Genomic DNA, 25,961 nt, shown 5'->3' with positions numbered 1-25,961 from the left:
ACATGAAACCCGGACGCAATCGCGACGAACTCTGCTATCCGTTCATCTACGAGACGTCGTACCTGTGCGATTTCGAAGTGGCCACCGATGAGTTGTGCGGCCACATCGGCGCGGTGCTGTCGCTGCTGTCGACGGACATGGCGGACATCGCTGCCGACCTCGACCGCTTGCAGCCGCTGGCCTTTCACGTCAACGGTTCGCTGCGGGGGCGGCTCGCCGTCGAGGAAGCCGACATCGCCTGGCTGCAGACGCGGCTTAACCACTACCGAGAGGAAGTGCGCGATCGCATCGACGGCTTCGTGCTGCCGCGCGGGCAGCAGCCGGTGCCGCATCTGCACCTGGCGCGATCGGCGGCCAAGAAGGCTGTGCGCCTGATGGTGCGCATCGAGCAGGAAGGGCGTGAGGTCCCTATGGTCCTGCCGCGGCTGTGCAACATGATGTGCAATTTCTTCTTTGTCCTGACCCTGGTCATCAACCAGCGGCGAGGTGCCGATGAAACCCCGTTCATCAGCAAGAGCTATGGCTGAGGAGCTGCGACCGTTCGATCCGGATGCGTTCGCCCGGTCAGTCAAGGCCGAGCTGATCTCCGGCGTCACCTCCAGGCTCGACCGGCTGCTGCGTCAAACGCTCGTCGCTCACCCGACGACCAATGTTCCCCACCTGGGTTTGATCATCGCCGAGACCTGCCTGGCACTGGGACGAACGAAACAGGCTCGCCATTGGCTCGAACAACTCGCGCGCGACGTCAATCCGGATGGCATTGCGCGGGCGATTTCGGTTGCGATCCGTGGCGGCCACGCAGATGTGGCGCTACGCCTTTTCGACCGATTGTCGGGACAAGCCGTTCCGGAGCCATGCGAATGCCTGGCGCTTGCCCAGGAAGCAATCACTCTGGCCGTGCGGCTGCGGCTTCCCCGCGGGCGTGACGGAGCGTGGACGAAGCATCTTAAACTCCTGAGGTCTGCGGAGTCGCTGCTCGTCACCTCAATGCAGCAACCGCTAACGGACGCACTTCATGAGCAGACCGCGTCCAGTCTTGAGAGCGCGCGCAAGCTGCTGAGGACGAACGCAGCGGGTACCCGCTGAACAACTCGTGGTCAGCACATCGGCCCCGAATCGATCAGGCGTCTGTCTGTCGGGCTTGGCTGACCAGCGGCATGCCGCTGAGTCCTACAACCCGCGAGACGCCGGCGCGCGATTGCGTAGTCCCGCCACACTCGCTCGGCCTCGTCTTGGTCCTGCCGGACAAAGGCCGCCGCCAGAGCGGGGGTGATGCGCTCGAACAATGTGTTCTCTGCTTGTCCGTAAGAGGGACCCAGCGCGAGCAGCAGCTTCTCGCGCAGACGACCGATGGCTTCACCGGCATGACGGTTCCCGCCCATTTCAAGCAGTAGACGAAGGTCCAGTGGGGCGCTGTGGGCGACGATCTCGTGCCGCGCGGCTTCACGCACCAGTTGGATCTCGAGAAGCTCGAGTACATCGAACAGCCGTGCAACACCCTCGACGCCGATCGCCGCGACGCAGCAGCCGCGGCGCGGTTCCATCACCAGCAGCCCTTCGCGCGCCAGCACCTTCAAGGCTTCGCGTACCGGCGTGCGGCTGACGCCGATACCCGTCGAGCAGTAGTCCGTTCAGCGCCCGCTGTGCTGCGACCATGCGCGCGCGCACCGTAGGCGTATCCACGTCGAGCGCCCACAACACGTAATGCCGACGCCCACGGTGTCATTCAGGAAAATCCCGACGTTCGTTACGCAGCGTCAGAGGGCCGGCCAGAAAGCGCTGGCGAAGGGACGTGAGCTCGGTCATCGGTCAGAAAACAGTCGGGGTGGAGTTTTCGGGCCTGAACTGTACCCTCCCAGACCAAGGTGGCTAACCCGCATTTTCACACCCTCGATGTTTACCCGCTCGTTGAGATTGTTTGTTTCACGTCCATCAGCTACCGGCTACTTGCCGCCGTTCGATGATTTCCGCAAACCGCCATCTGAACGACTGCTGTGCTCGGAAACCTGCCATTTGATTATCAGGACAACGATAGTCCGGTTTGGGTCGCTACCAGACTGTCGCAGGCGGTTCGCTGAGCCGCCGAGCGGGCGAAGGGGAAACGCCCACGTCCGTTACGGGAACAGGTCAGTCACCGTCGACGGCACTGCCCTTCGTCTTGCAGCCAGTAGACCGTGTCCCCGACGACAGCAACGCTACCGCTAACTACGACTGACGCCGCCGTGACTGCCCCAGCAAGAACCAGCAAGGCACCACACCCTTCGTTCTGGCATCCAATGAGCGCATCCAACTCGTGAGGCTTAAGCACCATGTGCCTCCGGGTGAGCTCGCATGTGGGGTCGTATTCGGTCGTGGTTACCGGTAGGAACACACAACCACCAAGGACAACAAGTGTCACCAGCAACGCTCTCGCGGAGACGCGGCTCTTCTTAAGTAGCGGTTCCTGATTCATTCGAGGCCTGCTCACCTTCTACAACGCATCGCCCGGAGTGCCCGAACATCGCTACGAGTGCGCCGAGGCCAATGGTCGATAAGACCTCCAACCTCACGAACGACCCGCCAGTTGTCGTGTGAGCTCCGCCGCAGGTATTTCCCGACATCCGGATACGTTCTGCCCAGCCCAAAGAGGTGAGAAGTCTCCGCTCCCGCGACTCTCAGCCTTTGTTCGCAAAGGTGCCGACACGGACGCAGCCAAGGGGAACCGCGGCGCACAGTCGCTCATCGGCCCCAACTCCCGGACCATGCGATTGACGATGCCCCGAGCAGGACGACCGGTGAATACATTAGTTAGCGCCGTATTCTTCGCCGCCTCGCTTTTCAATGCTGCGCGATGGACAGCGCTCGTTGTGGCCTCGGGGCAGAGCAAATAGGCCGTTCCCACTTGAACAGCGGCCGCACCCAACGCAAGCGCAGCCTTAACGCCTCGGGCATCCGCAATGCCGCCCGCGGCGATGACCGGCACCTTCACTGCATCGACGATTTGGGGCAGCAATACGAATGTCCCGACTTGCGTAATGATGTCTTCGTTCAGAAACATGCCCCGGTGCCCGCCCGCCTCGAGCCCCTGCGCGATAACAGCATCGACACCGCGAGCTTCGAGCCATAGCGCCTCTTCGACCGTCGTCGCTGACGACAGGATTCGCGCCCCAGCGCTGCGCACCAATTCAAGCAAGTCGTCAGGTGGCAAGCCGAAGTGGAAGCTCACCACCGCTGGCTTGAACTCGCCCACGATTTCCGCCATCTCGGCCCCGAATGGCTGGCGAGCGGGAGCCGTCGGTATCGCGGCGATGTCCAACCCGAATTCCGCGTAATAGTCCGCGAAGCGCTTTCGCCATGCGCTTTCGCGCTCTGCGTCGGGCTCCGGCATGACGTGGCAGAAGAAGTTCAGGTTGATGGGACGGGATGTCCGCGCACGAATGGTCTCAAGTTCGCGCTGCAAGGTATCCGCGGTGAGCATCGCGCAAGGCAACGAACCCAAGCCACCCGCATTCGACACGGCAATAGCGAGCGCGCTGTCCTGCACGCCAGCCATCGGTGCCTGAATGATGGGTAGTTCGATGCCGAGCATTCGCTGTAATGTGGTCATCTGCGTTGCCTTTTCGCCTTACCTGTCTGCAGCCTACATCAACGAAAGGCAGACCCCACGTACGGACTTACCTCCGGTTCACCCACTACGTACTTGCTCCGGATATGAATGCGAAGCGTCAGTGCAGCGTTCCGCCCGCCTCCTTCGGAAGCAGGTCGGCGAAGCGCCCCTGGGCTTCATCGAGCCTCTGGAATTCGACGTCACCAAAGGTTCGCTTCTTCTTGCTGATACCCTTTGCCTTGATTCTCGGTTGTGCTACCCATAGGCCGTAGGGCGTCTCAAGCAGAAAGCTCACAACTTCGACCTTGTAGGGCGAGGCGCTGACTGAGCCGTAGCGGTCGATGATTTCGTCAGATCGCTTGATGTGCTCCGGCCCCAAGGTCCACGCCTCCATGATGGTGAAGACGTAGTCGGCGTCGATGATTGAGGCGGTCCGCCGTACATCCTCGGCGGCGGCGTCACGCTCATCGGGCGATGTCGTATCGATGGGGACAGGCACGAACTGCCCGGTTGTGAAATTACCAACCAGCACCATCGCCGCAAGTTCTTCGCCGCTCTCGAGCAGCTCTCGCGCCTTTGCAATCAGTGGCTGGACGGTGCTGAGATATTTGGTCGGGATGATTTCGTTGGCCATCGCAGAAGTCTACCACCAGCCTGCACATAGCTTTGGAACAGTCGATCGACGTCGTGCAGTGGCTCTGGTTCAACCGCTGTATGGAGCTATCGCGGACATAATCCCACCCATTAGGCTGGTTTTAGTAAACGTCGCCAGGGACGCTCATGGCATCATCGCGCCATGTCACCTCCCTGTAACTGAGATACCGAATGACCGCCCTGAATGAATACACCCTGCTCCAACTGAAGCAGTTGCAGGCCCGCATCGCGAAGGAAGTCTCGAAGCGCGAAAGCGACAGCAAGGCTGCGCTGCTCAAGCGACTGCGCAAGCTCGCCCGCGAAGAAGGCATTGAGCTCGAGGAACTGCTCGGCACCGACGAAAGTACTACAACACAGGCCAAGGGCACGAAGGCCGGTAAGAAACCGCCGGCCTCCTCCGCAAAGAAGACCCCTCGTCCCGCCAAGTACAGGAACCCGAACAACCTCGACCAAGGGTGGTCTGGTCGCGGTCGCAAGCCTGCCTGGTTCGAAGCTTGGGTCAACAATGGTGGCAGCCTCGATGCCCTCGAGAATGCGGCGCAAAGTAAGGGCCGGAAAAAGTCCATCACAGCGTCCCCTGCGTCAGCTGAGCCTGTCGCCAACGATAGTGCAGCCTCAGCAGCCCCCTCCCCGGACGTAACGTCGACCGAGACTACCAATCAGTGAGGTGAGCGAATGAGTGACAGCAAGACGCCGACCGATAAGCCCCAGAAGCAGCCCACTCTTCGGTTCCGGACGGGAGTGGAGGTCCAAGAGCATCGCAAGAAGCTCGGGCTGAACCAGTCTGAGTTCTGGGGCCGCATCAGTGTGACGCAATCGGGCGGGTCCCGATATGAGTCCGGGCGGAACATTCCAAAGCCTGTACAGCTACTGCTCCACCTGACCTACGGAACCGAGAAGCAGGCGCAGGACCTAGTCACCTGGATGCGGCCCGAGAAGGCCTGACTACGGAAGCACCAGATCATGTGCGGGCGATATGCACTCTACGGCCCAACGTCCCGCCTGCGCGATCAGTTCGGGGCGAGCATTGATGAGCTACCGCCCGATCTCGGTCCCCGGTACAACGCGGCGCCGATGCAGATGCTGCCAGTTATTTGCCAGCGCCCGACCGGCGAGCGGGTGGCACACTTGCTCCGCTGGGGTCTCATCCCAAGCTGGAGCAAGGACGAGTCGATTGCGGCGAAGCTCATCAACGCAAGGGGTGAAACCCTAGCCGAAAAACCCTCGTTCCGGAGCGCTTACAAGGCGAGGCGCTGCATCGTCCCGGCGAGCGGCTTCTATGAGTGGAAGGCCCTTCCCGACGGCAAGCACCCTTACTACATCAAAGCCGCCAACGACGCACTGATTGGCTTCGCCGCGCTGTGGGAGCGCTGGACGAAACCAGACGGTGGCGCCCTCGACACGTTTGTGCTGATCACGACCGAGGCGAACGACGCGATGCGGCAGTTGCATGAGCGCATGCCTGTGATTCTGCAGCCTGCAGATTACGAGCCATGGCTGGCCAAGGGCACTGCCCCTGAGCTCGTGCGTCAGCTGATTGTCCCGTGCCCGAACGACGGGCTGATTATGTACCCGGTGTCACGAGCAGTTAGCAACGTGCGAAATGAGGGGGCTGAGCTCATCACGCCGGAAAACACACGAGGGCGACGTCCTGAGCAGTAGCAACGGATGGTCGCTTAGGAGGTGTAGGCGATACACTTTCGGCCCCATTTGTGGGCACTACCATGCACTGGCCCTTTCGCCGTTACATCCTTCCCGCGATTGCACTATGTGTTGCCTCCACCACCGCATATGCAAACACACTGGTGGGCCGCGTCATCGGTGTGACGGACGGCGACACGCTGACCCTCCTTGACGACCAGTTCATCCAGCACAAGGTGCGTCTGTCAGGCATTGACGCACCGGAGAAGTCACAACCGTTCGGGTCAGTGTCGCGCCAGCACCTTGCGCTTCTAACTTTCGGACGCCAGGTGATTGTCGAAGCCACAACAAAAAGGGACCGGTACAAGCGGACCGTCGGAAAAGTACTTGTTGGTGGCGTCGATGCTAACCTTGCCCAGATTGACGCCGGCTTTGCATGGCACTATCGGGAATACGTCCGCGAGCAGCCTCCCGCCGATAGAGAGCGCTACGCCGCAGCAGAACAGTCCGCCCGGGCACATCATCGCGGGCTGTGGCGCCAGGCTCGGCCAACTCCGCCGTGGACGCATCGGAAAGCACGCCGCTGATGCCCCCATCTGGGTAGCACCGCGTCCCCGTCTACTTATCTATCTGGCTACCTTTCTATCTCGATGTTTCTGGAGAGTTCAGACTCCGCCTTAGGCCTTTGTGGATAAGTCCGGGAGTTCCTGTCAGTGTGAGCCCGATTGTTTCCAAGTGAATCTCATCCGCATCCTCGATGTCCGTCATGACCCAAGTGTTCCGGTTGATTCTTGTGTATAGCTCGCTGTGTCTCTGGGCGGGATCGATAACCAGCAATTCTTTCAGAGTCTCGATAGTCCGGTAGGCGTGGATTCGGGCTACGTTATCTGTGCGGACTGAAGAGGATGATAGGATGACTATCACTAGGCCTGGGTGAGCGACGCGGCGATCGGCAATTGGATCGATGGATAAGGTTGAGACCCAGAAATCGGGAAAGAGGGTGGACCGCTCAGTACAAAGGGGTCGCTTATCTCTCATTGTGAAAACTTGTTCCAATGAGCACGCGAGGTGATCACGGAGCGTTTTTTCAATGGCGCTACAAATCGACTTATGTACTCGAGAAGGCGTTGGAATGAGATGCATCATGCCGTCGACAATTTCATAGTCGCCGTTTGGTGGGCGACGTCTGACCTGAAACTCCGGGACGTGTGCGAGAGAATCCGGGGGGATTGCGACGAGATGACTACTTGGTGAGCTGAGCGCGCGACTGGCGCTATGGGTGTCGAACTGGAAGTTCATGATTATCCGATGAGATTTTTGATAGCGGTGGGATTCTCGGGTTATTCGAGATTTCGAGTGCAGCGCAATGTGGGGAAGATTGGGCTGCACTAAGAGATTTGGGGCCTGTCGTGGTTGCGGCACGACCTCCATTCTTCCATTGGAGGAATGACATTCTTGATCGAGCCACGCAGGCTTTCTCGGTTGAACAAGGTTTGGCGGCAGCCATCGATGCCAGGTCCGGCAATGGGGCGGATGCCCTCTTTCTCGAGGAGCGTCCGGAGGTGCTTGGGAGAGGTCCCGGCGCCTAATGCAAGCTCCCTCAGCCAGACGTATTTTGCTTCGAAGGCCTGAAGCTGTTCGATCGGTACCCTCTGATTGCGCCGACGAGGGCCGGAGGTCGTTGTCGTCTGCAACAGGCCGCGCCTAATCAAGTGGTATGCGACCTCCTGCTTCACCGCCATGTGCGCCGCGGCCTCCATGACCGAGATGGAGCGCGACTGTTTGGCACGCCACTCATCGCGCAGTTGGAGGTGGTTGTCTGCACTGATCACGAGTGAGGGGATGAGCGCGAGACCCTCCCGGCGTGCAATGACTGGCAAGCGCCCATCGAGGATGGCCTTCAGCGTTAGGGCCAACTCTCCCTCCATGAGGCGAGTGCGACAGGCGGTGGCGAGGGAGATGACGTTTCGGGTAGCCTCTGTGGGCGAAACGTTAACCGCGTCGTCGAGTTGTCTCTTGAGCATGTCGAGCCGACTGCGGTCGATTCGCCAAACGGCTTGGTCGGTTTGGTGGCGCCCCTCGAGCACGGGCAGAATGCCTGCCTGGCACAGCTCTCGAAAGCGGTCCCGGCTGAGACCGAATTCAAGTCGTACCTCGCTGGTGGTGAGGCTCGCCGTGCGCAATGACCGATAGGCCGCAACTGCCTCGGGTGCGATCGCAGTGAAGCAACGTCTGCCTGCAGTGGCTACCCGGCCCGCAAGTCGTCCCGCCCGAATTAGTTTCTTGACGCTGCCTCGTGTCAAGGCGAGTTGGTCGGATGCCTGCGCGATGCCGACGGTCTTTTTACGGGACGTGGTTGCGTTCCGGTGCTTGAGAACCTGCGGGTGAGACGGTGCAGTCCTTATGGCTCCCACATAGTAAGCGATGCCTTCTTTGAGGGGACCGTACGCCGGGGATGTCGGCAGCGCGTCTACCTTTGAGAGGAAGCGTCCAAGCGAGCGTCGCAGGGACGGCTCCCCGCCGTCGATGGTCTCGAGTGCCTTCATCAGCCCCACCGGCCAATCTGACAGGATTCGGCCAGCAGTCTGCATCGCCAGCCGAACTCTGGTATGTGTGATGCGGGCCGTGGATTCTGCAGATGGCGCTAAGTCTCCGAGCAACAAGATCAAATTGAGTCGTAGCCGTTCGGGCAGAGTCAGCCAAACCGCCGGGAAAGGTGGGTCGCTGTTTTCGCTGCCCTCCAGTGCAAACCTCTCGGCTACGAGAAGGCTGCTGGAGGCGACCTCAGGTTCGATTGAGCAAAGGTCCATCCCACATCGGCAACGTGTCAGGCCACCGAGCGTCCAGCTCAGTGACCGTGAGCACGAGGGACAGGCATCGACAAGTGTTGTCTGGTGGATGGCGCAGGTGACGCGCCTTACGTCCTCCCAGCTTGCCTCTGCGAACCCTCTGTCGGCTAGGCACCGTGGGCAGATCTGGCGAAGCGACAATCGCCAGAAGTCGGAAGGCAATCGCCGTCCTCCGATCACGCAGAGGTGTCGGGCATCGGCGTCACCGGGGACGATGCCTTCCAAGCCGGCGAGTTGTGAGGTCGACTTGCCAACGACCGCGCTGATCTTAGCGAGTGTGCTTTGATGAAGCGCCTTTCCAGTTAGGTGGCGCATCATCCAATCCGGGCCGACAAAGCCGTTCGCGAGCGCGACCCGAGCGACGTAACCGCGCAGGGACTCACTTGAGGTGGGGTGCGGTCTTCTTGGCAGCATGACGCAGGCTCCGATCACGGAAAGTGACCCAGGGGTTGTGCAGTGCGGCCAGATCGTCCAAGGAGACGAGCAGGCGCTCGAAGAGTGGAGAACTCGTGCGTTTGACAGCGCCTGCATACACAGGGCACTCGCCACTTAGAATCGACTCCACGACTCGCTTGAATCCCGAGTAGCGGTGTCGCCCGCACCTTGGCGACACCTCGCTGACGGGCACCAAGTTTGCTCGGGGAGCCCACGGCTGGATGGCTTGAGTGAGTTCGTGGATCAGCCTGGCCATACTCCTTAGACTGGCAAACTGCATTCCTGTCCCTGGACGGTACTCGAGCAACTTGGCGTCCGTCAGAACTGTGAATTGGCTGCGCGTGATGCCGAGAGCTGCACACAACTGACTCACGGGGCGGTGCAGGTAGGTTTCAAAGTCGCCCAACTGGTCTCGGAGGTGCGCCAGCTCTTCAGCGTCGCCTACCCCAGCTAACCACTGCCAGAATCCATCACGAAGGGGCGTCGGAGCCTCCATGCGCAACCAGCGCGTGCCCATGCGAGTGAACTCGTCCAGTTGCCCGAGTACAGACTCGGCGTCGAGCGTGTCCGAGCCACCCGCCGAGGCTTGGAGTTCTTGAAGGCAGGACTGGAAGCCACGAGGCCAATTTTCAAGGAACCGACCGACTTGATGGGCATGAGTCTGGTCGCGCTTGAACCCAGCGGGCAGGTCCTGCCGGTAGTGATGCAGCATTAGCGCAATGCGTTCGAGGTCGGATAGTCGAAGCCCTGCGGGTAAGCGTTCAACTATTGGCGTGGTATGGGCGATGCCGACCGACGCCAAGATCAGCTTTGAAACGATCGTCTGTTGGGGGCTCGCGTACTGTCCCTCCGCGCTGCTGTACTCCAGACCACACCGACACCGCTCGTGATCGCGGCGCCAGGATAACGGTTCGTCACAAGCGGGGCATCGATCTAGGAGTTGTAACCCGTGGTCAGGGCAAGCCGTGAACAGCCGGATGGACCAGTACCAAGGCGTGATGCGCTGCTGGGCAAAACATGCAGGGCAGATTTTGCGCCGCAACAGTGAGAAATGGCGGTGACCGAACCGGTGGCTTTGGTATTGCCAACTGAACGCGTCGCGGCGCACATCGTGGTTCTCTAAGCTTCTTCCGTCCTGTCCGGTAAGTTCCGCAACGAGGCGAAGCGACACGCTGGGTAGATCCGTGCGCGCCGCAATACCTGATGAACTGCGACGTTCCAGCAGGGTGCCGGGAATCCTGCGCAGGCCATTCGCATTTGCCAAGCGGAGTGTGTAAGCGTGCGTGGTCTCGAGGGAGTGAATCTTGGGGCGGAGCGCCAGCATCATGACTTCTTGCTCCTCTTGGCGGGGTCCCGGCTCGTTCCAGAATATGGTTCGCTTGGTTTGTCTAGGCGCCTGATCTTGAATCCAGAATTGAACGGATTCAAATTGCCGATCCCGCTTCGCCAGATAGCTCGTTGAAATGCTCGTTCCAATACACTGCCTTCAATTACTGCCTGTACTTTTCGGACTGCAATCTTGACTGCTGCGGAAAGTAGCTTCACCAAGGGGCCAATTCTCCCGTCGGACGCCACAAAGAGTTTCGAGACCATGCCGCCATCAAGAAGATTTGAACGGTTCAGCATCGGAATGTGGGCACAGATTGCCTTGATGACCTTAGTAAACCGTGTCAGCGAAAGCTTATCGGTCGTCTGATCAAACAGGCTCAGTTCCAATGTGGTGCTGAATCGGCGCCGCAATTGGACGTTGCATTCGAGGATGGCTTCCGATCTCGGGAGGCCGCACAGAACGAACGGGATCTCGCATTGATCGGAAAGTTCTTTGAACCAATCTGATATTTGGAGAAGTGAGTCGCCTCGCCTTCCATCGACGAAGTGGTTAGCCTCATCAAACAACAATGCGCGTGATTCACATCCCTTCGTCAAGCAGACAATTCTGCTGGTCAGCTCGACCGTTGTTTGACCGCCAACCCCCGCAAGCGGGTCGCCCAATGCAGCCAAGGTAGCCTGAGCGACCGATTTAATGGTCGGACGAGACGGAATCGATACGAGGGGACACGGTACGAGGGTGCGGTCATCCCGCCGCTCTGCCTCGGGAAAGCGGGCTTTAATGGTCTTGAGCAATGTTGTTTTGCCAACACCAGATTCACCGATAATCATCATCCCTACACCCTCGTTGGAGTAGGGAGCGAAGGTGATCAGATCATCGAATTCATCGAGGATCTCTTGCCATCCTGTATGTGCAACCCGAAGGTTGTGCAGCGTCTCAATCGTTCTATTGAGGCCGATTTCAGACTCGTTGGTCAGTATGCTTTCCATTTTTCCTATCGCTCCCGTCATGCCGCAAGGGCAGTTTCGAAGTCCATTTCATCCTCAAGCTCATCGTCCAGCGCAAGGTTCAACGTCTTTGTGATCCCTTGAGCCTCGTTCGTCTTGGTTTCCTTGTCCTTCATGCGTTCTGCCTTCGTCCGGTCACGAAGTTTCTTGCTTTCAAACAACTCGCTCACCAACGAACGGAGTTCAGCTTTCGCGTCGGCAATCGACAATTCTCGCTCCTCTGTGCGCGCCATCTTCTTGCGATATGTGCGGATCCATTTGTATTGGCTTGCGCTCATGCCGCGTACTTCTTCAGGGGCGATATTCTCGACAGTGATATACTCTTCCGACTCCGGGTCTTGAACGTGTATTTGCGTCATGTCGGAGTTATGAAATCGAACCTGAACCTCTAGCTTTTCACCATATCTGCGGCGTAGGTCCTGGAGTTCGCTTGATTGGTAGAATTGATCAGCATGCAGCTGGATTCCGTAGTGCCACACTCGTCGGTGGGCAACTTGGCTGAGATGAATATCCAGCTTGTCCATACAGGCGGGAAGTTCAGGGGCATACACCTTTGACTCGCGCTGCCATCTCAAGGCTGGAGGTTCGCTAATGCCGCGGTGCATTTGTTGGCTGTAAACATCCAGGATCCAGCGATGGATGACCTCGTGAAGCTTTTCGAGTGTAATCAGAGCATGCTTTAGAGGGTCAAAGTCGAATCGTTGCCAATATTTTGCGAAGGACGTCCCGGGCAACTTGTGGATCAGGTTGTAGTTCAGCGTTTTCAGGAAACGCTCAATTGCTCCTTTATGAAATGGCTTTCTTTTGCCGCCAAATTCGATTCTGAATCCAAGCCCAAGCGCCGCAACCTCAAGGGCTTCGGCGTGAAACTCCAGTCCATTATCGACGACGAGCGTTTCGGGTAATCCGTGCGCGAGCCAGGAGTTCTTGAGTGCTGGATATCGGGCTTTGAGATCGATTTTCGGAAGCACCGCATGCCGCAGGCAGTGCATTACGGCTTCAACGGATGGCGGGGAAAAGGAAATATGAAAACCCAATACCATTCGGGACCTCTTGTCGATCGCGACAGTGATCCACGGGCGCCCTAGGGGAAGATGTGAGTGTTCGTCGACAACGAACAAATCCAGGGGCGTGTGGTCGACCTCGACGCGCTCATTAGGGCGCGATGCGCGGAGGCCTGCCTTGCTGTGGCGGAACCGACGGTTTGCTTCTTCTTCACCGTACCGCGCGACGGCGCGCTCATACGCGTCCCGACCATTGATCATTCGGTAGATTGTCGCCAGCGATGGCGCGACAAGCTGCTTGGTGGGCGGCAGTGAGAGGTTTTCATTAGAGATGACTCGTAGAACCTCCTGTCGTGTTGCCTCTCCGGACTCCCTGCCTTCCAAGTAGATCTCATCAATGCAGTGGTTGACGATTTCGACGGTGCGCTCGGGTAAGCGGTGGTCGCGTCCCGTGTTGGTCCCCCAAGACTTACGCCTAAGGCTCAGGACGCCGCGACCTGACTCTGCGCTGCGCCGCGCCCAACGGTAGATAGAGATTGGGTGAGGGGGGCAAGGGTCGCCAAGGTCTTTTGCGATCTCCCCTATGAGGAACTTGGTTATCGCTGAGGGTGAGCACGATTTGCAGCCGGCATCCTGCAGTCCCTTGACATAACTGTTTCGGCGGATTGCTTCTTTCTTCTGCGCTTCAGGGAGATCGTCGATGGTGGGTCCAAGCCGTTCCCGCTTCAGCAAGGTGGGGTCGTACCCGCCAGGCAGGCGGAATGAAAGCCTGCGCTCGATGAAGAGCACGGCGAGTTCGCCCTCAGATATTTCGACAGGGCTGAATTCGGTCGTTTCATCTGCTGCGATGAGGCACCACTTCCCGGCTGGGTTGGGCGGGACAAGTCGAAGATTCTTGTCATCAAACTTGACGAGAGGGTTGCGCAGCCATGTGAAGCGATTCATTTACCGGCCCCCCAGATTTCACAACCCTCCTGGGTCCTCCACGGGAGTTCCCGTGCAATCATGGTTGCGCGATGCGGCTCTTTCAGAACCATGTCATGGCCGTCGATGGCGTGGGAGAGGAGATCGATATTGAGATCGCCGTTCAGGAGGTGCGCGGCGACAGTCGGCAAGCCGCCCAGGCGCTCAGCCACGATGCAGATGGGTAGTGGCAGATCCGGCTCGAGCGCGAATAGCTCAAGCCGATCACGGCTTACACGCGCGGCACCCCGCCATCTCTGGAGGATCCGGATGTTCTCGAGCAGGGGCTCGACGCGAATCCAGCGGTCGGTGATGACGCGATAGTCCAGACCCTGCGCGGCCGACCCGACTGCCCGCGCTTCGAGCACATCTGCCATGGTCATCGTCTGGGTGGTGTGCTTTACCTCCACATATATCTCGAGACCGTCGACGAGCGTCAGCTTGAAGTCAGGCGTCGTGTTGCGCTTCTTGCCTTCATGCTCATAGGTGATTCGTACAGGCTGAGCCGTGATTTTTGTGACCGATGGGCAGGCTTCGAAACGCGCAACGGCCTCCTCTTCCTGAGTACTCTCACAGCGGACGATGGTGCCCGACTTAAATGAAGGCGCCTTGCGGCGCGGCATGGGCTGCGAGCGCGTGATGGGCTGGCGCGCCATGGGCGCACGGCGGCTTGAAGGGGCAGCAGGTGCCCCGGATGCGAAAGACATTCTATATCTCCAGTGCGAGCAAAGCGGGTCATGCTTTTGCACGCGTCATTACATGCACTTTTCGCGGCCCACTTTTGCGGTGGTCGCGATGGGTGAATAGGGTCTCTATCAGTCAAGAAATGGACTGACAGTGGCCGTTAACGAGTTTTGCTAGACGCTGGAGGGGAGACCGAGCTTGACGATGAGCTCCGCCGTGAGGACACTACGGGTGTCAGCCGCGTAGAGACCTTTGGTCTTGAGCCCGAGAAGCCGCCGTCCCTCCAGGGATTGGTGGCTTTTCTTTTTTAACTCATGGTGTTTCTCCCCTTCCGTGAGTTATCGCTTGTGCTAGAGCGCTGAAGGCGTCGCGCTCTGCCGCTGAAAGCGCAGGTAGGACACGCAAGAAATCGATCAAAAGAGAGGCGCTTGGCAAATCTGCCTCGACATTGGCCAGTGCTGTCATCAGACGGTCGGCTGCAGCTGCTCGTATGAGGTTCGCACGCTCTGCATCGGAGGCGTCCAATGAGTCGGCAAGCCGCTGAAGTAGCGTAGGTGCCGGTGCGGGGCGCCGGCCGCGCTCGAGCGCCGCCAGGTAAGAAGGGTCAATTCCCGCTCTCAAGGCGACTTGCTTTTGGAGCCTGCGCCGACGAAGACGCAGCTGGAACAGCTGGGTTCCGAATCGTGACGACATTTGCTGGACTACCCGTGTCAAGAACTGGACGCCGTTATTCCACACGATTGCTTCTCTTCACGGTGGAGGAATAATTGACCAGTTTTTCCGCCATTCATGTCAGGCGGAGGCGTCAGTCAGAAGAGAGGGAGACATATGGGTGAGAAACTGACCGGGCGGAAAGGAAGCAGCGTTGGAGGCCGCCAGTACCTGGATCCAGCCATGCGCTGGCAGGCACGCTTAGAGGCGGCCTACTTCTTAAGCAAATGGAATGGTTCCATCAGTGAGGCGGATCGAGTTTTTGCGAAAGCCGCCGGGGGGGTCACCACTGGAAGTGCAGATCGCCGGAAGGTTTTTGAGAGTCTGTTGCGCGATGAAACCTGCCTGCCCCGCGATGTCGTTGAATGCATGGCAAAGGATCTACGTTTTTGCGAGATCGGTGACATCTCAACAAGCCCGTTCTTCAAAGTGGTGACGACGAAGGTGGAGACTGTCGAAGAGGCTGTGGCGATGGTTGCCACCTGTTTGAACTATCTGGGGCTTACCCGCATGAGCGTCGGCTTGGAGGAAGAATGGATCGCTGCGTACGCGCAGCGCTATGCGACGACACTTCAAAAAGGGGGTGGAACCGAAGCTGATCTCGCATGGGAGTCATTGAGCGTCCTGATTCATCAGAGGCCCGTGACTCTCGCTGTCATTGCGCTCCTCGGTGCGTTGTACCGCGAGGCATATCTGAGCTTTGAACTTAGCGCAGCACAGAGGCTGGGCCATTGGTTTTGGGTACTTCTGGAAGAATATTTATCTGGTGAGCGCTTTTCTAGCCTGCAATCTGGCTTTGCCGATTACATGGTTAGCCGGGTGCTATACGGTAGAGGCCAAGGTGAAGCAGGGCGAGCGATGGATCCGTACCAGTTTCCGCGCCTTCCAGACCGTCCCATTGGAATACTGATTCCTAGAGATGATCCTGACTACCAAGCATTCCTTGATGCGCGGGATATTCATAAGTCTTCGTGAGGATTTCGTTGTACCCGTTGCCAAAAAAGGAGATTTTTGGCGATCGCGGTATCTAGGTCCTGTTTCTGTTCTTCCCGATCTGTCGTATGGCAAGGCTCAAGTTATTCTCAAGCTGCAGCAGACGGTCATGGACGATCTGTCTGGCCTGCTCCTTCGTCGGGGGGATGTTCCCTTGTGCTGGTGCAAGGATGAACTCGACCGCCAAAGTCAGCGCCCGCGCCAGGATCATCAGGAAAGCGAAGCTGTTGGGCGAACCTGTCTCCTTCCCTAGTGCGGTAGCCGCTTCGTTTGGGATAAGGTTCTGTCCCGAGGACCATTTCTTCAGGCGTGAAGGCAACCAGTCACGCTCGCCGCGCAAATTCATCCGGTCGGACAGTCCTGACAAAGTCCGGCATCCGCACGCCTTCCGTACTGTGTCGAGCCAGTTCCCGATGGGGTGACGGCCCGGTTTTGCCAATCCTGAGAGCTGGGTATGATGAAGAGAATCGCTACGGAGGGCATTGCAAAACTGGAAGACAAGCATTGCACCTGTGGCGGCCCGCAGGAGCCGCTCGGCGAACCGGTACTCGGATTGGGAAAGATGAGCCGGCTGGCTCTTCCACCAAAGATCGATGTCGTCGATCGCATTGTGTCCGCAATGTGGGCAAAGAACCTTCGTTGCCAACAAACACGTTGTCAGCTTCAGAGGAAGTTCCTCGAGCACCTGAAATCCGGCCAGAAGACGTGGCAGCAAAGGACCATCCGCTAGGCCGTGGCTCCACGACGCCAGTTCGGCATCCGAGACACCGAGAGCGGCAGCAAGCGTCCGCAGGGTCGTTCCTGACGTTCGATGACGCCCCCTCAATAAATTTTCGAGATTCTTAAACTGGTTACCGACTTCGTTCCGGATAAGGGCTGCATGATTGTGATGGCCAGTCAGCAGGTAGGTCAGAAACTCAGGGTTCGGCACTGCGGAAATGCCGGGGGTGAGGTCCAGTGCCTTACCGAACGCCTGGATGGGGCGCTGCAGCGTGAGGGGTTCAAACGGGGTGTTTAGCGCCGCCGGGTCATTGTCATACACCTGGCACACAATAGGCTGCAGGTTTTCCATGCAACGGTACCGTTGGTCGGAGGGGAAGAGCGAGGATAGCGCAGGTGCTGCGCCGCAGCCCGTTCAATCAACCGGAGATTTCCATGAATGCATCTCGCGCCGATTCCGTTCTGACAGCAGAGAATCCCCTTTGGCCAAGCAAAACCGGTAATCCGTCTGGGAAGGGTCGGGGAAACAATCCGCCGAAAGGAAAATAGATCCGCTGCGAATCCGGGCGCTGCGCTGCTCTTGCTGCGCCCGGATGTCGCTGAATGCTCACGTCTTGACCAGGCCCGTCAGGAGTGTCGTGAGAGCTGCAGGCCCTCCGTGAGTCCAGTCGATCTCATATCGCTTTCCCACAGGCTCGCCGTCGATGGTTGGCTCGGCAAAGGCCCTGTAGGCGCTGTGCTGAAAGTGGTTCACGCCCCCCTTCTGGCGATTCGAGGACGCTCGGATGCCAAGCGCCGGATTTTCGAGAGCAGACTGGTACATCGAGGGCCTGACGGCAATCTGGAGCTTGCTGAGGCGACCGTCCGCGAGGCCGGTGTCTTTGTGGACGACGATCGGTGTGAGAAGTCGGTCGGACTTGAAGACCAGTACTTTCGTTCGCGCTCCTTCTGAACCTATCTTCTCCATTTGGCGATAGCCGAGCTTGGTCGCCACCTCGATAAGCTGCTGCTCTGTTTCCTTGCAGATCGTTTTGGTTCTCATCGTCTTCTCTGATCCTTCGATACTGTTTGTTGGTCGTTGAATGGGGCGGCTCAGTTCGTCTGGCGGGTGGGGACGAAACGACTTCGTTGCGATAGCCGTTCCTTTGCGTCATGGGGTGTGACGTAGGTCCGGCCTCCTACCTTGAGGGTGCGTGGGCGCTCCAGGGCGTCGCGTGTGCTGTGCGTGTAGTTGCGGACACCGCGCTCCTGGATATCCTTGCACGGGGTTTGTGAGGGATCAACGTCCAGTTCCAGATGGAATGGAAGCATCGCGTGAGTGATGTGTTTCACCGGCCGCTGTGCGAATCCGCGTCCTTAGTGCTTTTCGTGCAGCGCTCCCGCGCATGTCATGCTAGTTTCGCAAATGACATACCCCCCAACCGATCTGCCGCACGACCGCAAGCGCATCTCGAACCTGGGCTGTCAGGTGCGGGCAGACCGTCATGATCACGCCACCGCTGCTCACCATGCTTACACTAGAACAACTTCAACCGAACGCATCCATTCGCGGGATCATCCCGGACGCACTCGTCACCGTCGTCAATGTTCAGTGGTTCGGGTCAGAGGCGCTTGAGCTGACCTACAAGACGCCCAGTGGGAGGGTGGCAAACGAACTGCTCTACCGACATGACGAGCCACGCCTCGAGCTCGTTGAGGTCGGACGGCCCTGGAGCTTCGATGGTGATGGCGCTCTTTTCCGGCTGGCATCTGAGGCGCAACGTATCCGTCTTGCGCACCTTTTCGATCCAGTGCTGGCGGTCCACACCTCACTGGTGGATCCCCTGCCTCATCAGATCACAGCAGTGTACGAGTCGATGTTGCCGCGGCAGCCGCTGCGGTTCTTGCTTGCGGACGACCCGGGTGCCGGCAAGACCATCATGGCCGGGTTGCTCATCAAGGAATTGGTGGCCCGTGGCGATCTGCAGCGCTGCCTGATCGTTTGCCCCGGGAGTCTCGCGGAGCAGTGGCAAGACGAGCTCTTCCGGCGCTTCAACCTGCCTTTCGAGATTCTCACCAATGACAAGCTGGAGGCTGCGCGCACCGGCAACTGGTTTCTGGAGACGAATCTCGTCATCGCCCGACTCGACAAGCTGTCTCGTAACGAGGATGTGCAGGAGAAGTTGAAGACCCCCGACTGTCGTTGGGATCTGATCGTTTGTGATGAGGCGCACAAGATGTCCGCCACCTTCTTCGGCGGCGAGATCAAATACACGAGGCGCTACCGTCTCGGTCAGCTGCTGTCGACGCTGACACGACATTTCCTGCTGATGACGGCCACCCCTCACAACGGCAAGGAGGAAGATTTCCAGCTCTTCATGGCTTTGATCGACGGGGACCGGTTCGAAGGGCGATTCCGTGATGGAGTCCATCAGGCCGATGTCAGCGACCTGATGCGCAGAATGACCAAGGAGCAGTTGCTCAAATTCGACGGCACGCCGCTCTTTCCCGAGCGGATCGCGTACACCGTCCCTTATCGGCTCTCTCCCGCCGAAGGTGAGCTCTACAAGGCCGTTACGGAGTACGTGCGCAACGAGTTCAACCGTGCCGAGGCGCTCCAGAATGACAAGCGTGCCGGCACTGTGGGCTTTGCCCTCACGGTGCTTCAGCGCCGACTGGCCTCGTCGCCAGAGGCAATCTACCAGTCGCTGCGTCGCCGGCGGGAACGGCTGGAAAGCCGCCTGCGTGAGATGGAGCTACTGCAAAGAGCCGGGACAGGCACTGCGCCGGTTATCGCGAACAACGGTGCTCTCGACGTGGAGGACATCGAGGACCTTGAGGATGCGCCCGATAATGAGGTCGAGGCGGCTGAAGAGCAGGTGCTGGATCAGGCGACCGCTGCGCGCACGATCTTTGAACTCAAGACCGAGATCGAGACGCTCAAGTCGCTTGAGTCCCTTGCGCTGAGTGTTCGGCGTAGCGGCGCTGATACCAAGTGGCGTGAACTCAAGGAACTGCTCGGAGAGATTCTCACGACCGCGTCCGTCGCCAATATTGCAGCCGAGCCGGACGCCGTATACGGCGGTGACGCAGCACCGCAGCCCTCTTCTTCGCCGCGGCAAAAGCTGGTCATCTTCACCGAGCAGCGCGATACCCTTAACTATCTCCATCAGCGTATTACCGCACTGCTGGGGAGGCAGAATGCTGTCGTGAGCATTCATGGCGGCGTCGGGCGCGAGGAGCGGCTCAAGGTGCAGGAGGCCTTCCGACACGACCCCGAGGTCCAGGTGCTTCTAGCGACCGACGCTGCGGGCGAGGGTATCAACCTGCAGCGCGCCCACCTGATGGTGAACTACGATCTGCCTTGGAACCCCAACCGTCTCGAGCAGCGCTTCGGCCGAATCCACCGAATCGGACAGAAGGAGGTCTGCCATCTTTGGAATCTGGTGGCGGAAGAAACGCGTGAGGGCGATGTCTATCGTCGTCTCCTAGACAAGCTGGAGCAGGCCAGGCAAGCGCTTGGCGGTCACGTCTTCGATGTCCTTGGCAAGCTGCAATTCGAGGGCAAGCCCCTGCGGGATCTTCTCATCGAGGCGATCCGGTATGGCGAACGCCCGGATGTGCAAGCATACCTTACGACGGTCGTCGATCAGGCGATGGACCGCGCGCACCTCGAGGCACTCCTCGAAGAACGTGCGTTGGCTCACGACGCAATGGACGCCAGCCGCGTCGCGCGCATTCACGAAGACATGGAGCGTGCTGATGCGCGCCGGCTACAGCCGCATTACATCGAGTCCTTTTTCACCGAGGCTTTCAAGTATCTGGGGGGCAGCGCCAAACAACGCGAACCGAGACGCTACGAGATCACGCATGTTCCTGCGCCAATCCGCAATCGTGACCGCGTGATTGGGCTGCGTGAGCCGGTGCTCCCGCGTTACGAGCGTATCGCCTTTTCCAAGGAGCTGACGACACCTTCGGGAATGCCGATGGCAGCGTTTGTCTGCCCTGGGCACCCCCTACTTGATGCGGTCATAGACCTTACCCTCGAGCGCAATCGTGACCTCCTTAAACGAGGTGCGGTTCTGGTCGATGAGCGCGACCAAGGGACTCAGCCAAGGGTTCTGTTCTACCTGGAGCACGCGATACAGGACGCGGGACATACAAGAGCCGGTGAGCGGCGAGTCATCTCGAAGCGCATCCTCTATGTTGAATTGGATGGGCAAGGCGGCACACGCCACATTCATTACGCACCCTATCTCGACTACCGGCCTCTCAAGCCAGATGAGGTGACGGTGGAGCAGATCCTCGATCACCATGAGGCTGCCTGGATCTCGCGTGATTTGGAGAAGACGGCTGTCGGCTACACGATCGCCCATGTTGTTCCGGAACACCTTCGCGAGATTCGCGATAGTCGGCTGGACCGTCTGCGCAGGACGGAAGTGGCGGTCAAGGACCGCCTGATGAAGGAAATCGCTTACTGGGATCACCGCGCTGAAGAGCTCAAGCATCAGGAACAGGCTGGAAAAACGAACGCGCGGTTGAACTCGGGGGAGGCGCGAAAACGTGCCGACCTGTTGCAGGGGCGACTGGAACGTCGTCTGGAGGAGTTGCGGCTTGAAGCACAGATTTCACCCTTGCCGCCGGTTGCACTCGGTGGGGTGCTTGTTGTCCCCATCGGCCTGATCCGTGCGCTGAACGGCACCACTCTGGCCGACGACCCAGCATCGCCTGATACCCAGGCAGCGGCTGCAGAGGCGCGCAGAATCGTCATGGAGGTCGAGCGCCGGCTTGGTTTTGACCCGGTTGATCGCGAGTTCGAAAGACTCGGGTATGACATCGAGAGCCGGATCCCCGGCACGGGGAGGCTGCGTTTCCTCGAGGTCAAAGGCCGCGTTTCGGGAGCCACGACGATCACGGTGACACGCAACGAGATCCTCTACTGCCTCAACAAGCCGGACGACTTCATCCTCGCCATCGTCGAGTTCCTCGAGGGGGGCGAGCACAGGGTGCACTACGTTCGCGAGCCCTTCCAGCGCGAACCCGATTTTGGTGCAGCCAGCGTTAACTACTCGCTCTCCGACCTTCTTTCCCGCGCCGAGTCCCCGCGATGAGCCAACAGCCCCCGTATTTCGACAAGATCAGGGAGAACGCCGCTCGGCGTTGGACACAGCTTGAAGCGGATCCGGAGCTCGCTGGTCCGTGGCATCAGCTCTTCGCACAGGTGCAAAGCCCCAGACATGTCCTGTCCGAGTTGCTACAGAACGCTGACGATGCGGGCGCCACCACGGCCTCGGTCCGGTTCGAAGGCAACGCTTTTGTCTTCTCGCACAACGGCGAAGACTTTGCCGAGGAGCACTTCGCTTCGCTCTGCCGGTTCGGCTACTCGAACAAGCGTGCTCTGCACACGATTGGCTTTCGGGGCATTGGTTTCAAGAGCACGTTCAGTCTTGGTGATAAGGTCGAGCTGTGCTCTCCGACACTCTTCGTCGCATTTCGTCGCGCGCGGTTCACAGAACCCGTTTGGCTCGGTCAGGTCACGTCGAGCGACCCGAGAACGCATATCCGCGTGGAGTTGAAGGACGGTCAGAGGCGCACCGAGCTCGAGAAGAACTTGCAGGAGTGGCTCAAGAGTCCCTATTCGTTAGTGTTCTTCCGCAACATCCGCCATATCAAGATCGGCGAGAAGGAGATCAGGTGGACACACCTTCGACCCGGACCTGTTCCTAACACTGAGTGGATGGCGCTTAACGGTTCGGAAGAAGATGCGTTTCTCGTCGCGCGTTCGGAGCCCGAGGCCTTCCCCGCTGAGGCGTTGGCCGAGATCCGGAACGAACGCCTGCTGACATCAGAGCAGGATGTCGAGTTTCCTCCCTGCCGGGTCGAGATAGTGCTTGGCGCACCGGGTCGGCTGTACGTAGTTCTGCCCACCGGCGTCGAGACCCAGCTCCCATTCGCCTGTAACGCACCGTTCATTCAGGATCCCGCGCGATTCAAGATCAAGCCGCCGGAAACCTCCCCTACCAATCGTTGGCTGCTCGACAGGGCGGGAAAGCTTGCAGCGTCGGTCATGCAGTCCTGGCTTCAAGCTGCAGATCTGACCGTCGCGGAACGCGCCGAAGCCTATGCGCTGATGCCAGATGTTGATGGAGAGGATTTCTCCCCGGAGGGAACCTGCGCGGCAATCGTTCAAGGCGCCTTCTCCGATGCGATCGAAGGCGAGAACATCCTGCTGACAGACTCTGGACGCCTGGTCGCTGCGAGGAGTGCGATCTCATATCCGGGCCACCTGCTCGATGTTTGGCCCGAAGAGGTGGTGTCCAACTACTTTGACGTCGACAAGCGCCCTGCGCTGGCACGTGATGTGTCGCATGTAGCCACACAAACGCTTCAGGACTGGGAACTGATCTCCTCCTGCAATCGTGATCATGTCTTCACGGTACTGCAGCGCCATGCCTTGCCCCGTCCGCAAACTTGGGCATCGCTGTTGCGACTTTGGGATTACGTCGAGTCAATGACTCAGTCTTACTCGTATCGCAATGAACCCGCCAGCTTGCGAATTGTGCCAGTACAAGGTGCGTCGGAATTGTTCGCGCCAACCGAAGTGGCCCGTATTGGTGAAAGGAAGCTACTTCAGTCCGAGTCCGATTGGGCTTTTCTGTCCTCTTACCTGCGGACCGTAGACGGCGGCTGGATCCGGTTTCTCTCGGAACTCGCTCCCCAGGGGCGTCAGCAAACTTCGGCGCGTGAGGCGAGCGGGCCGCAGGCCGCGCTCGCGCTGTTGGATCGAATCGGTCTCGGTAGCACGTCGGAAATCGGCAAAATCATCGAGCAAGCAGCGCTCACATTCTTCCGCCAGCAAAGGGTAAACATCCCGGATTGCATTCGTTTTGCCCAGATTTGCGCAAAGCTGAATATTGTTGCAGGCAAGTTCTTGCGCTACGTGACTCAGGATAACCGGTTGCATGCGCCTGACGACGGAGTTGTCTTCGATGTCGATGGCGCGCTTCAAGATTTGCTTCCCGAAGCCTGGCAGGCGGGTCGTTTGCTCCACAAGGGTTACAGCGAGACGTACCAGTCCTGCACGGCTGAGGAGTGGAAGCAATGGTTTTCATCCGGTCGCTCCGGCTTGGATGGTTTTCCACGGCTGAAGGCCAAGCGCACCAGTCTCTTTCAGCGTGCAGCGGTTGTTCGCGAGATCGAGCGACGGGGCGGCACCGGCAAGCCGACCTACGGATATGTCACAAACCAGTTCATCGTTGAGGATTGGGATTTTGACGAGGAGCTGTGGCGCTATTGGCACTTTCTGGCCAAAGAGGATGAGCGAGTCTGGGGGCGTATTGCGGAGGCTCTGATGCGCCAGCCAGAGAGCTTCTGGTCCAAGGCCATGACCGCCCGCATCGTTCAAATTGCCACGACGGGGACGACTCGCTCGGTCTATTACGACACGCTACAGTCGGACTGGGTTCTCAAGTTCCGTGAGCTTCCATGTTTGCCTGATACCCGTGGCTTCTTTCACAAGCCTGCAGACCTCACGCGCAGAACTCCAGAAACCGAGCCTTTGCTGGACGTCGAGCCTTTTGTCGGTATTCGGTTCGACCAGGAGAGTACGCGTCCGCTCTTGGTCGCGCTTGGAGTTCGTGACACACCAACAGGCCCTCAGCATCTTATTAGCCGCCTGCGCGCGCTTTCGAAAAGCGCGTTGCCGCCGATTTCCGAGGTTGAGAAGTGGTATCGACGGCTCGATCAGATGGTCGCTCATGGTTCGACTGCAGCGGTGATGGATATCCGGGTGGCGTTCGGAACGGAGGCCTTGGTTTTCACGGAGCAGAGCGAGTGGGTCACGGCCCGCGCCGTCTTTCTCAATGCCGACGAGGAGGATGTGCCGGGTGCTGCGACGGTACGAAGCGCGCTCCGCGATCTCATGCTTTGGAGTCGCGTTGGCGTTGCCGAGCGACCCACTGGAGAGTTGGCTATCCAATGGTTGAACACGCTACCGTCGGGCGAGTCTTTGCCGCCGAAGGAGCAGAAGCGTGTGCGTGCTCTTCTTGCCCGCCACGCGCTGCGGATTTGGGACGAGTGCCAGCATTGGTTGAGCTTGGGAAACGAGTGGGTGCCAGTTGAGGAACTGCGGTACTCGGTCGCTATGCGCTCGCTGGTTGCGTGGGAGCATCTCCACGACTGGGTCAAACGCAAGACAGGGGATTTCCGGCAACTACCCGTCGACCTTCTCGACGCGGCGCCCTTCAGCAATCTTCCCTCCCTTGCGGAGCACATTGAAGACCGGTTCGATCGCAGCCCCCAGCCGCTTGGTCATCCGAGGGCTGCACCTTGGATAACGTCGGCAGGAAGCACTTTGACACGCATCCAGCTTGCAACTGCAGAGGAAACTGAGCGGGTTCGCGGCTTGGCAGAGGAACTGGCAAACACACGCTGGTTCGTGTCGCCTGGGCTGCAGACCGTGCCCTATGTTAAGGGTGTCCCGGCTGGTGTGCCGCGTCGAACTCCCGTTGTCTGGACCGATAGAGCGCTCTACACGGAAGACCTGCCCATCCCGAAGCTCGCCCGCCTCGTTCCCGATGTGCTTGGAAAGACATTCATGAACGCTGATATCGCTGCTGCGTTGAATTACTCTTTTGGCCGATCGGTCGACGATGTCGTCGCCTATCTGGAGGAGAACTTCAGTTTGGCGGATGAACAGCCGGCTCCTACTCCAGCGGATGATGACGCGCACGCAGCAACTCCTTTTCAAGCGCAAGATGCGGTGGCATCCGAAGACGGTGAGCCGCCAGAGTTGAGCGCAGAAACGTCTAGATTGGAGAATCCGGAAGCGGATCGGGTACCGGCCGGTGGGGATTCGGAACGGACGGCACTGCTTGAAACACCGACCAGCCCGTCATTGCGGGATCTCGAGGGCGACGACGACGGCGATCTGCCCGCGCCCGCTCCGCGCCGTGCTACATCCAACTCACAGTGGCGACCCAACAAACAGGACATCATCGAGCGCTTTGCAACGAAGGCTGGTTTTCAGCGCGTCGATCCGCACCGCTTTCGCCACGCGGATGGCAGCACCCTCGCCAAAGATAATAGCGGCGTCTTCAACTGGGAACGCCGTACGCGATCGGGCGAGGTGGTCCGTTACTATTGGGCCAAGGACCATTGCTTGCAGGATGAGGCACTGCAGGTCGAGGCCGCGCTTTGGAGCTTGATTGATGCACAACCCGACACCCACGCACTGATCCTCGCCGATCCGCAAGGGGGCGCTATCGAAGTATCAGGTGCTGCGCTCAAGCGCATGCGCGAAGAAGGTCACTTGGGAATTTACCCAGCGACTTACCGCTTGGCTATAAGAAATGATCTAGAGGTTGCGTCTTCAGAGTAGAGCTTATTCTTTGCGTGGAATAGATA

At 59.0% G+C, this 25,961-nt stretch carries 21 protein-coding genes and 1 pseudogene; 9 read left to right on the top strand and 13 right to left on the bottom strand.

Annotation, left to right across the window (positions count from 1 at the left end):
• Positions 1–2: 2 nt before the first annotated feature.
• Positions 3–527 (top strand): ATP--cob(I)alamin adenosyltransferase, encoded by a 525-nt coding sequence (locus GH664_RS06410; RefSeq protein WP_153167229.1) that lies wholly within the window; start codon positions 3–5, stop codon positions 525–527.
• Positions 520–1,086 (top strand): hypothetical protein, encoded by a 567-nt coding sequence (locus GH664_RS06405; RefSeq protein ID WP_153167228.1) that lies wholly within the window; start codon positions 520–522, stop codon positions 1,084–1,086. Before GH664_RS06410 ends, GH664_RS06405 begins: the two co-directional genes overlap by 8 nt.
• Before the next feature lie 11 nt (positions 1,087–1,097).
• On the opposite strand, the gene GH664_RS06400 is transcribed toward GH664_RS06405, so the two are convergent.
• The 3 genes from GH664_RS06400 to GH664_RS06390 all read right to left on the bottom strand — a co-directional run bounded on the left by GH664_RS06400 (position 1,098) and on the right by GH664_RS06390 (position 4,220).
• Complete coding sequence (locus GH664_RS06400; protein WP_255424916.1) at positions 1,098–1,571, bottom strand: hypothetical protein; 474 nt, start codon at positions 1,569–1,571, stop codon at positions 1,098–1,100.
• A gap of 974 nt (positions 1,572–2,545) precedes the next feature.
• Positions 2,546–3,586 (bottom strand): nitronate monooxygenase family protein, encoded by a 1,041-nt coding sequence (locus GH664_RS06395; protein ID WP_153167226.1) that lies wholly within the window; start codon positions 3,584–3,586, stop codon positions 2,546–2,548.
• 118 nt (positions 3,587–3,704) lie between these two features.
• Complete coding sequence (locus GH664_RS06390) at positions 3,705–4,220, bottom strand: hypothetical protein (protein WP_153167225.1); 516 nt, start codon at positions 4,218–4,220, stop codon at positions 3,705–3,707.
• Between the two features lie 191 nt (positions 4,221–4,411).
• Here GH664_RS06390 and GH664_RS06385 point away from each other — a divergent pair, with 191 nt between their 5' ends.
• The 4 genes from GH664_RS06385 to GH664_RS06370 all read left to right on the top strand — a co-directional run bounded on the left by GH664_RS06385 (position 4,412) and on the right by GH664_RS06370 (position 6,468).
• On the top strand, positions 4,412–4,906 hold the full coding sequence (locus GH664_RS06385; RefSeq protein ID WP_153167224.1) for an H-NS family nucleoid-associated regulatory protein: 495 nt from the start codon (positions 4,412–4,414) through the stop codon (positions 4,904–4,906).
• Between the two features lie 9 nt (positions 4,907–4,915).
• On the top strand, positions 4,916–5,185 hold the full coding sequence (locus GH664_RS06380) for a DNA-binding transcriptional regulator (RefSeq protein ID WP_153167223.1): 270 nt from the start codon (positions 4,916–4,918) through the stop codon (positions 5,183–5,185).
• A gap of 18 nt (positions 5,186–5,203) precedes the next feature.
• On the top strand, positions 5,204–5,902 hold the full coding sequence (locus GH664_RS06375) for an SOS response-associated peptidase (RefSeq protein WP_153167222.1): 699 nt from the start codon (positions 5,204–5,206) through the stop codon (positions 5,900–5,902).
• Between the two features lie 62 nt (positions 5,903–5,964).
• Positions 5,965–6,468, top strand: a complete 504-nt coding sequence (locus GH664_RS06370) for a thermonuclease family protein (RefSeq protein ID WP_153167221.1) — start codon at positions 5,965–5,967, stop codon at positions 6,466–6,468.
• 55 nt (positions 6,469–6,523) lie between these two features.
• On the opposite strand, the gene GH664_RS23910 is transcribed toward GH664_RS06370, so the two are convergent.
• From GH664_RS23910 to GH664_RS23900, 8 genes and pseudogenes are all read right to left on the bottom strand, one after another.
• A complete protein-coding gene (locus GH664_RS23910; RefSeq protein WP_194270335.1) occupies positions 6,524–7,180 on the bottom strand; it encodes a Uma2 family endonuclease in 657 nt (218 codons plus the stop codon).
• Positions 7,181–7,269: 89 nt separating this feature from the next.
• On the bottom strand, positions 7,270–8,427 hold the full coding sequence (locus tag GH664_RS06365) for a hypothetical protein (RefSeq protein WP_228111403.1): 1,158 nt from the start codon (positions 8,425–8,427) through the stop codon (positions 7,270–7,272).
• 396 nt (positions 8,428–8,823) lie between these two features.
• Positions 8,824–9,144 (bottom strand): annotated as a pseudogene (locus GH664_RS23905) (TniQ family protein); the annotation flags it as partial.
• A complete protein-coding gene (locus tag GH664_RS06360; RefSeq protein WP_153167218.1) occupies positions 9,110–10,492 on the bottom strand; it encodes a TniQ family protein in 1,383 nt (460 codons plus the stop codon). The pseudogene GH664_RS23905 and the gene GH664_RS06360, both read right to left, overlap by 35 nt.
• The gene (locus GH664_RS06355) at positions 10,489–11,484 is read right to left on the bottom strand and encodes a TniB family NTP-binding protein (RefSeq protein WP_194270333.1); all 996 of its coding nucleotides are present in this window, start codon (positions 11,482–11,484) and stop codon (positions 10,489–10,491) included. Before GH664_RS06355 ends, GH664_RS06360 begins: the two co-directional genes overlap by 4 nt.
• A 17-nt stretch (positions 11,485–11,501) precedes the next feature.
• Complete coding sequence (locus GH664_RS06350) at positions 11,502–13,451, bottom strand: Mu transposase C-terminal domain-containing protein (protein WP_153167216.1); 1,950 nt, start codon at positions 13,449–13,451, stop codon at positions 11,502–11,504.
• On the bottom strand, positions 13,448–14,125 hold the full coding sequence (locus GH664_RS06345; RefSeq protein ID WP_194270332.1) for a TnsA endonuclease N-terminal domain-containing protein: 678 nt from the start codon (positions 14,123–14,125) through the stop codon (positions 13,448–13,450). Before GH664_RS06345 ends, GH664_RS06350 begins: the two co-directional genes overlap by 4 nt.
• A 340-nt stretch (positions 14,126–14,465) precedes the next feature.
• Positions 14,466–14,846 (bottom strand): helix-turn-helix transcriptional regulator, encoded by a 381-nt coding sequence (locus GH664_RS23900; protein WP_153167214.1) that lies wholly within the window; start codon positions 14,844–14,846, stop codon positions 14,466–14,468.
• Between the two features lie 135 nt (positions 14,847–14,981).
• On the opposite strand from GH664_RS23900, the gene GH664_RS06340 reads away from it, so the two are divergent.
• Positions 14,982–15,839, top strand: coding sequence for a hypothetical protein (locus GH664_RS06340; RefSeq protein WP_153167213.1), 858 nt, complete (start codon positions 14,982–14,984; stop codon positions 15,837–15,839).
• Positions 15,840–15,891: 52 nt separating this feature from the next.
• Here the strand turns inward: GH664_RS06340 and GH664_RS06335 are convergent, their stop codons facing one another.
• Positions 15,892–16,929: a hypothetical protein gene (locus GH664_RS06335; protein ID WP_153167212.1), complete on the bottom strand. Its 1,038-nt coding sequence runs from the start codon at positions 16,927–16,929 to the stop codon at positions 15,892–15,894.
• Positions 16,930–17,184: 255 nt separating this feature from the next.
• Positions 17,185–17,619, bottom strand: a complete 435-nt coding sequence (locus GH664_RS06330) for a hypothetical protein (protein WP_153167211.1) — start codon at positions 17,617–17,619, stop codon at positions 17,185–17,187.
• A 442-nt stretch (positions 17,620–18,061) separates the two neighbouring features.
• On the opposite strand from GH664_RS06330, the gene GH664_RS06325 reads away from it, so the two are divergent.
• Positions 18,062–21,667 (top strand): helicase-related protein, encoded by a 3,606-nt coding sequence (locus GH664_RS06325; protein WP_228111402.1) that lies wholly within the window; start codon positions 18,062–18,064, stop codon positions 21,665–21,667.
• Entirely contained in the window at positions 21,664–25,935 is a 4,272-nt protein-coding gene (locus GH664_RS06320) for a sacsin N-terminal ATP-binding-like domain-containing protein (protein WP_153167210.1), read from the top strand. Before GH664_RS06325 ends, GH664_RS06320 begins: the two co-directional genes overlap by 4 nt.
• Positions 25,936–25,961: the final 26 nt, after the last annotated feature.

The organism is Thauera sp. 2A1, assembly GCF_009469595.2.
Classification (GTDB): domain Bacteria; phylum Pseudomonadota; class Gammaproteobacteria; order Burkholderiales; family Rhodocyclaceae; genus Thauera.
Note: the sequence above shows the minus strand (reverse complement) of the source record. Positions and strands in the feature narration are given on the sequence as shown.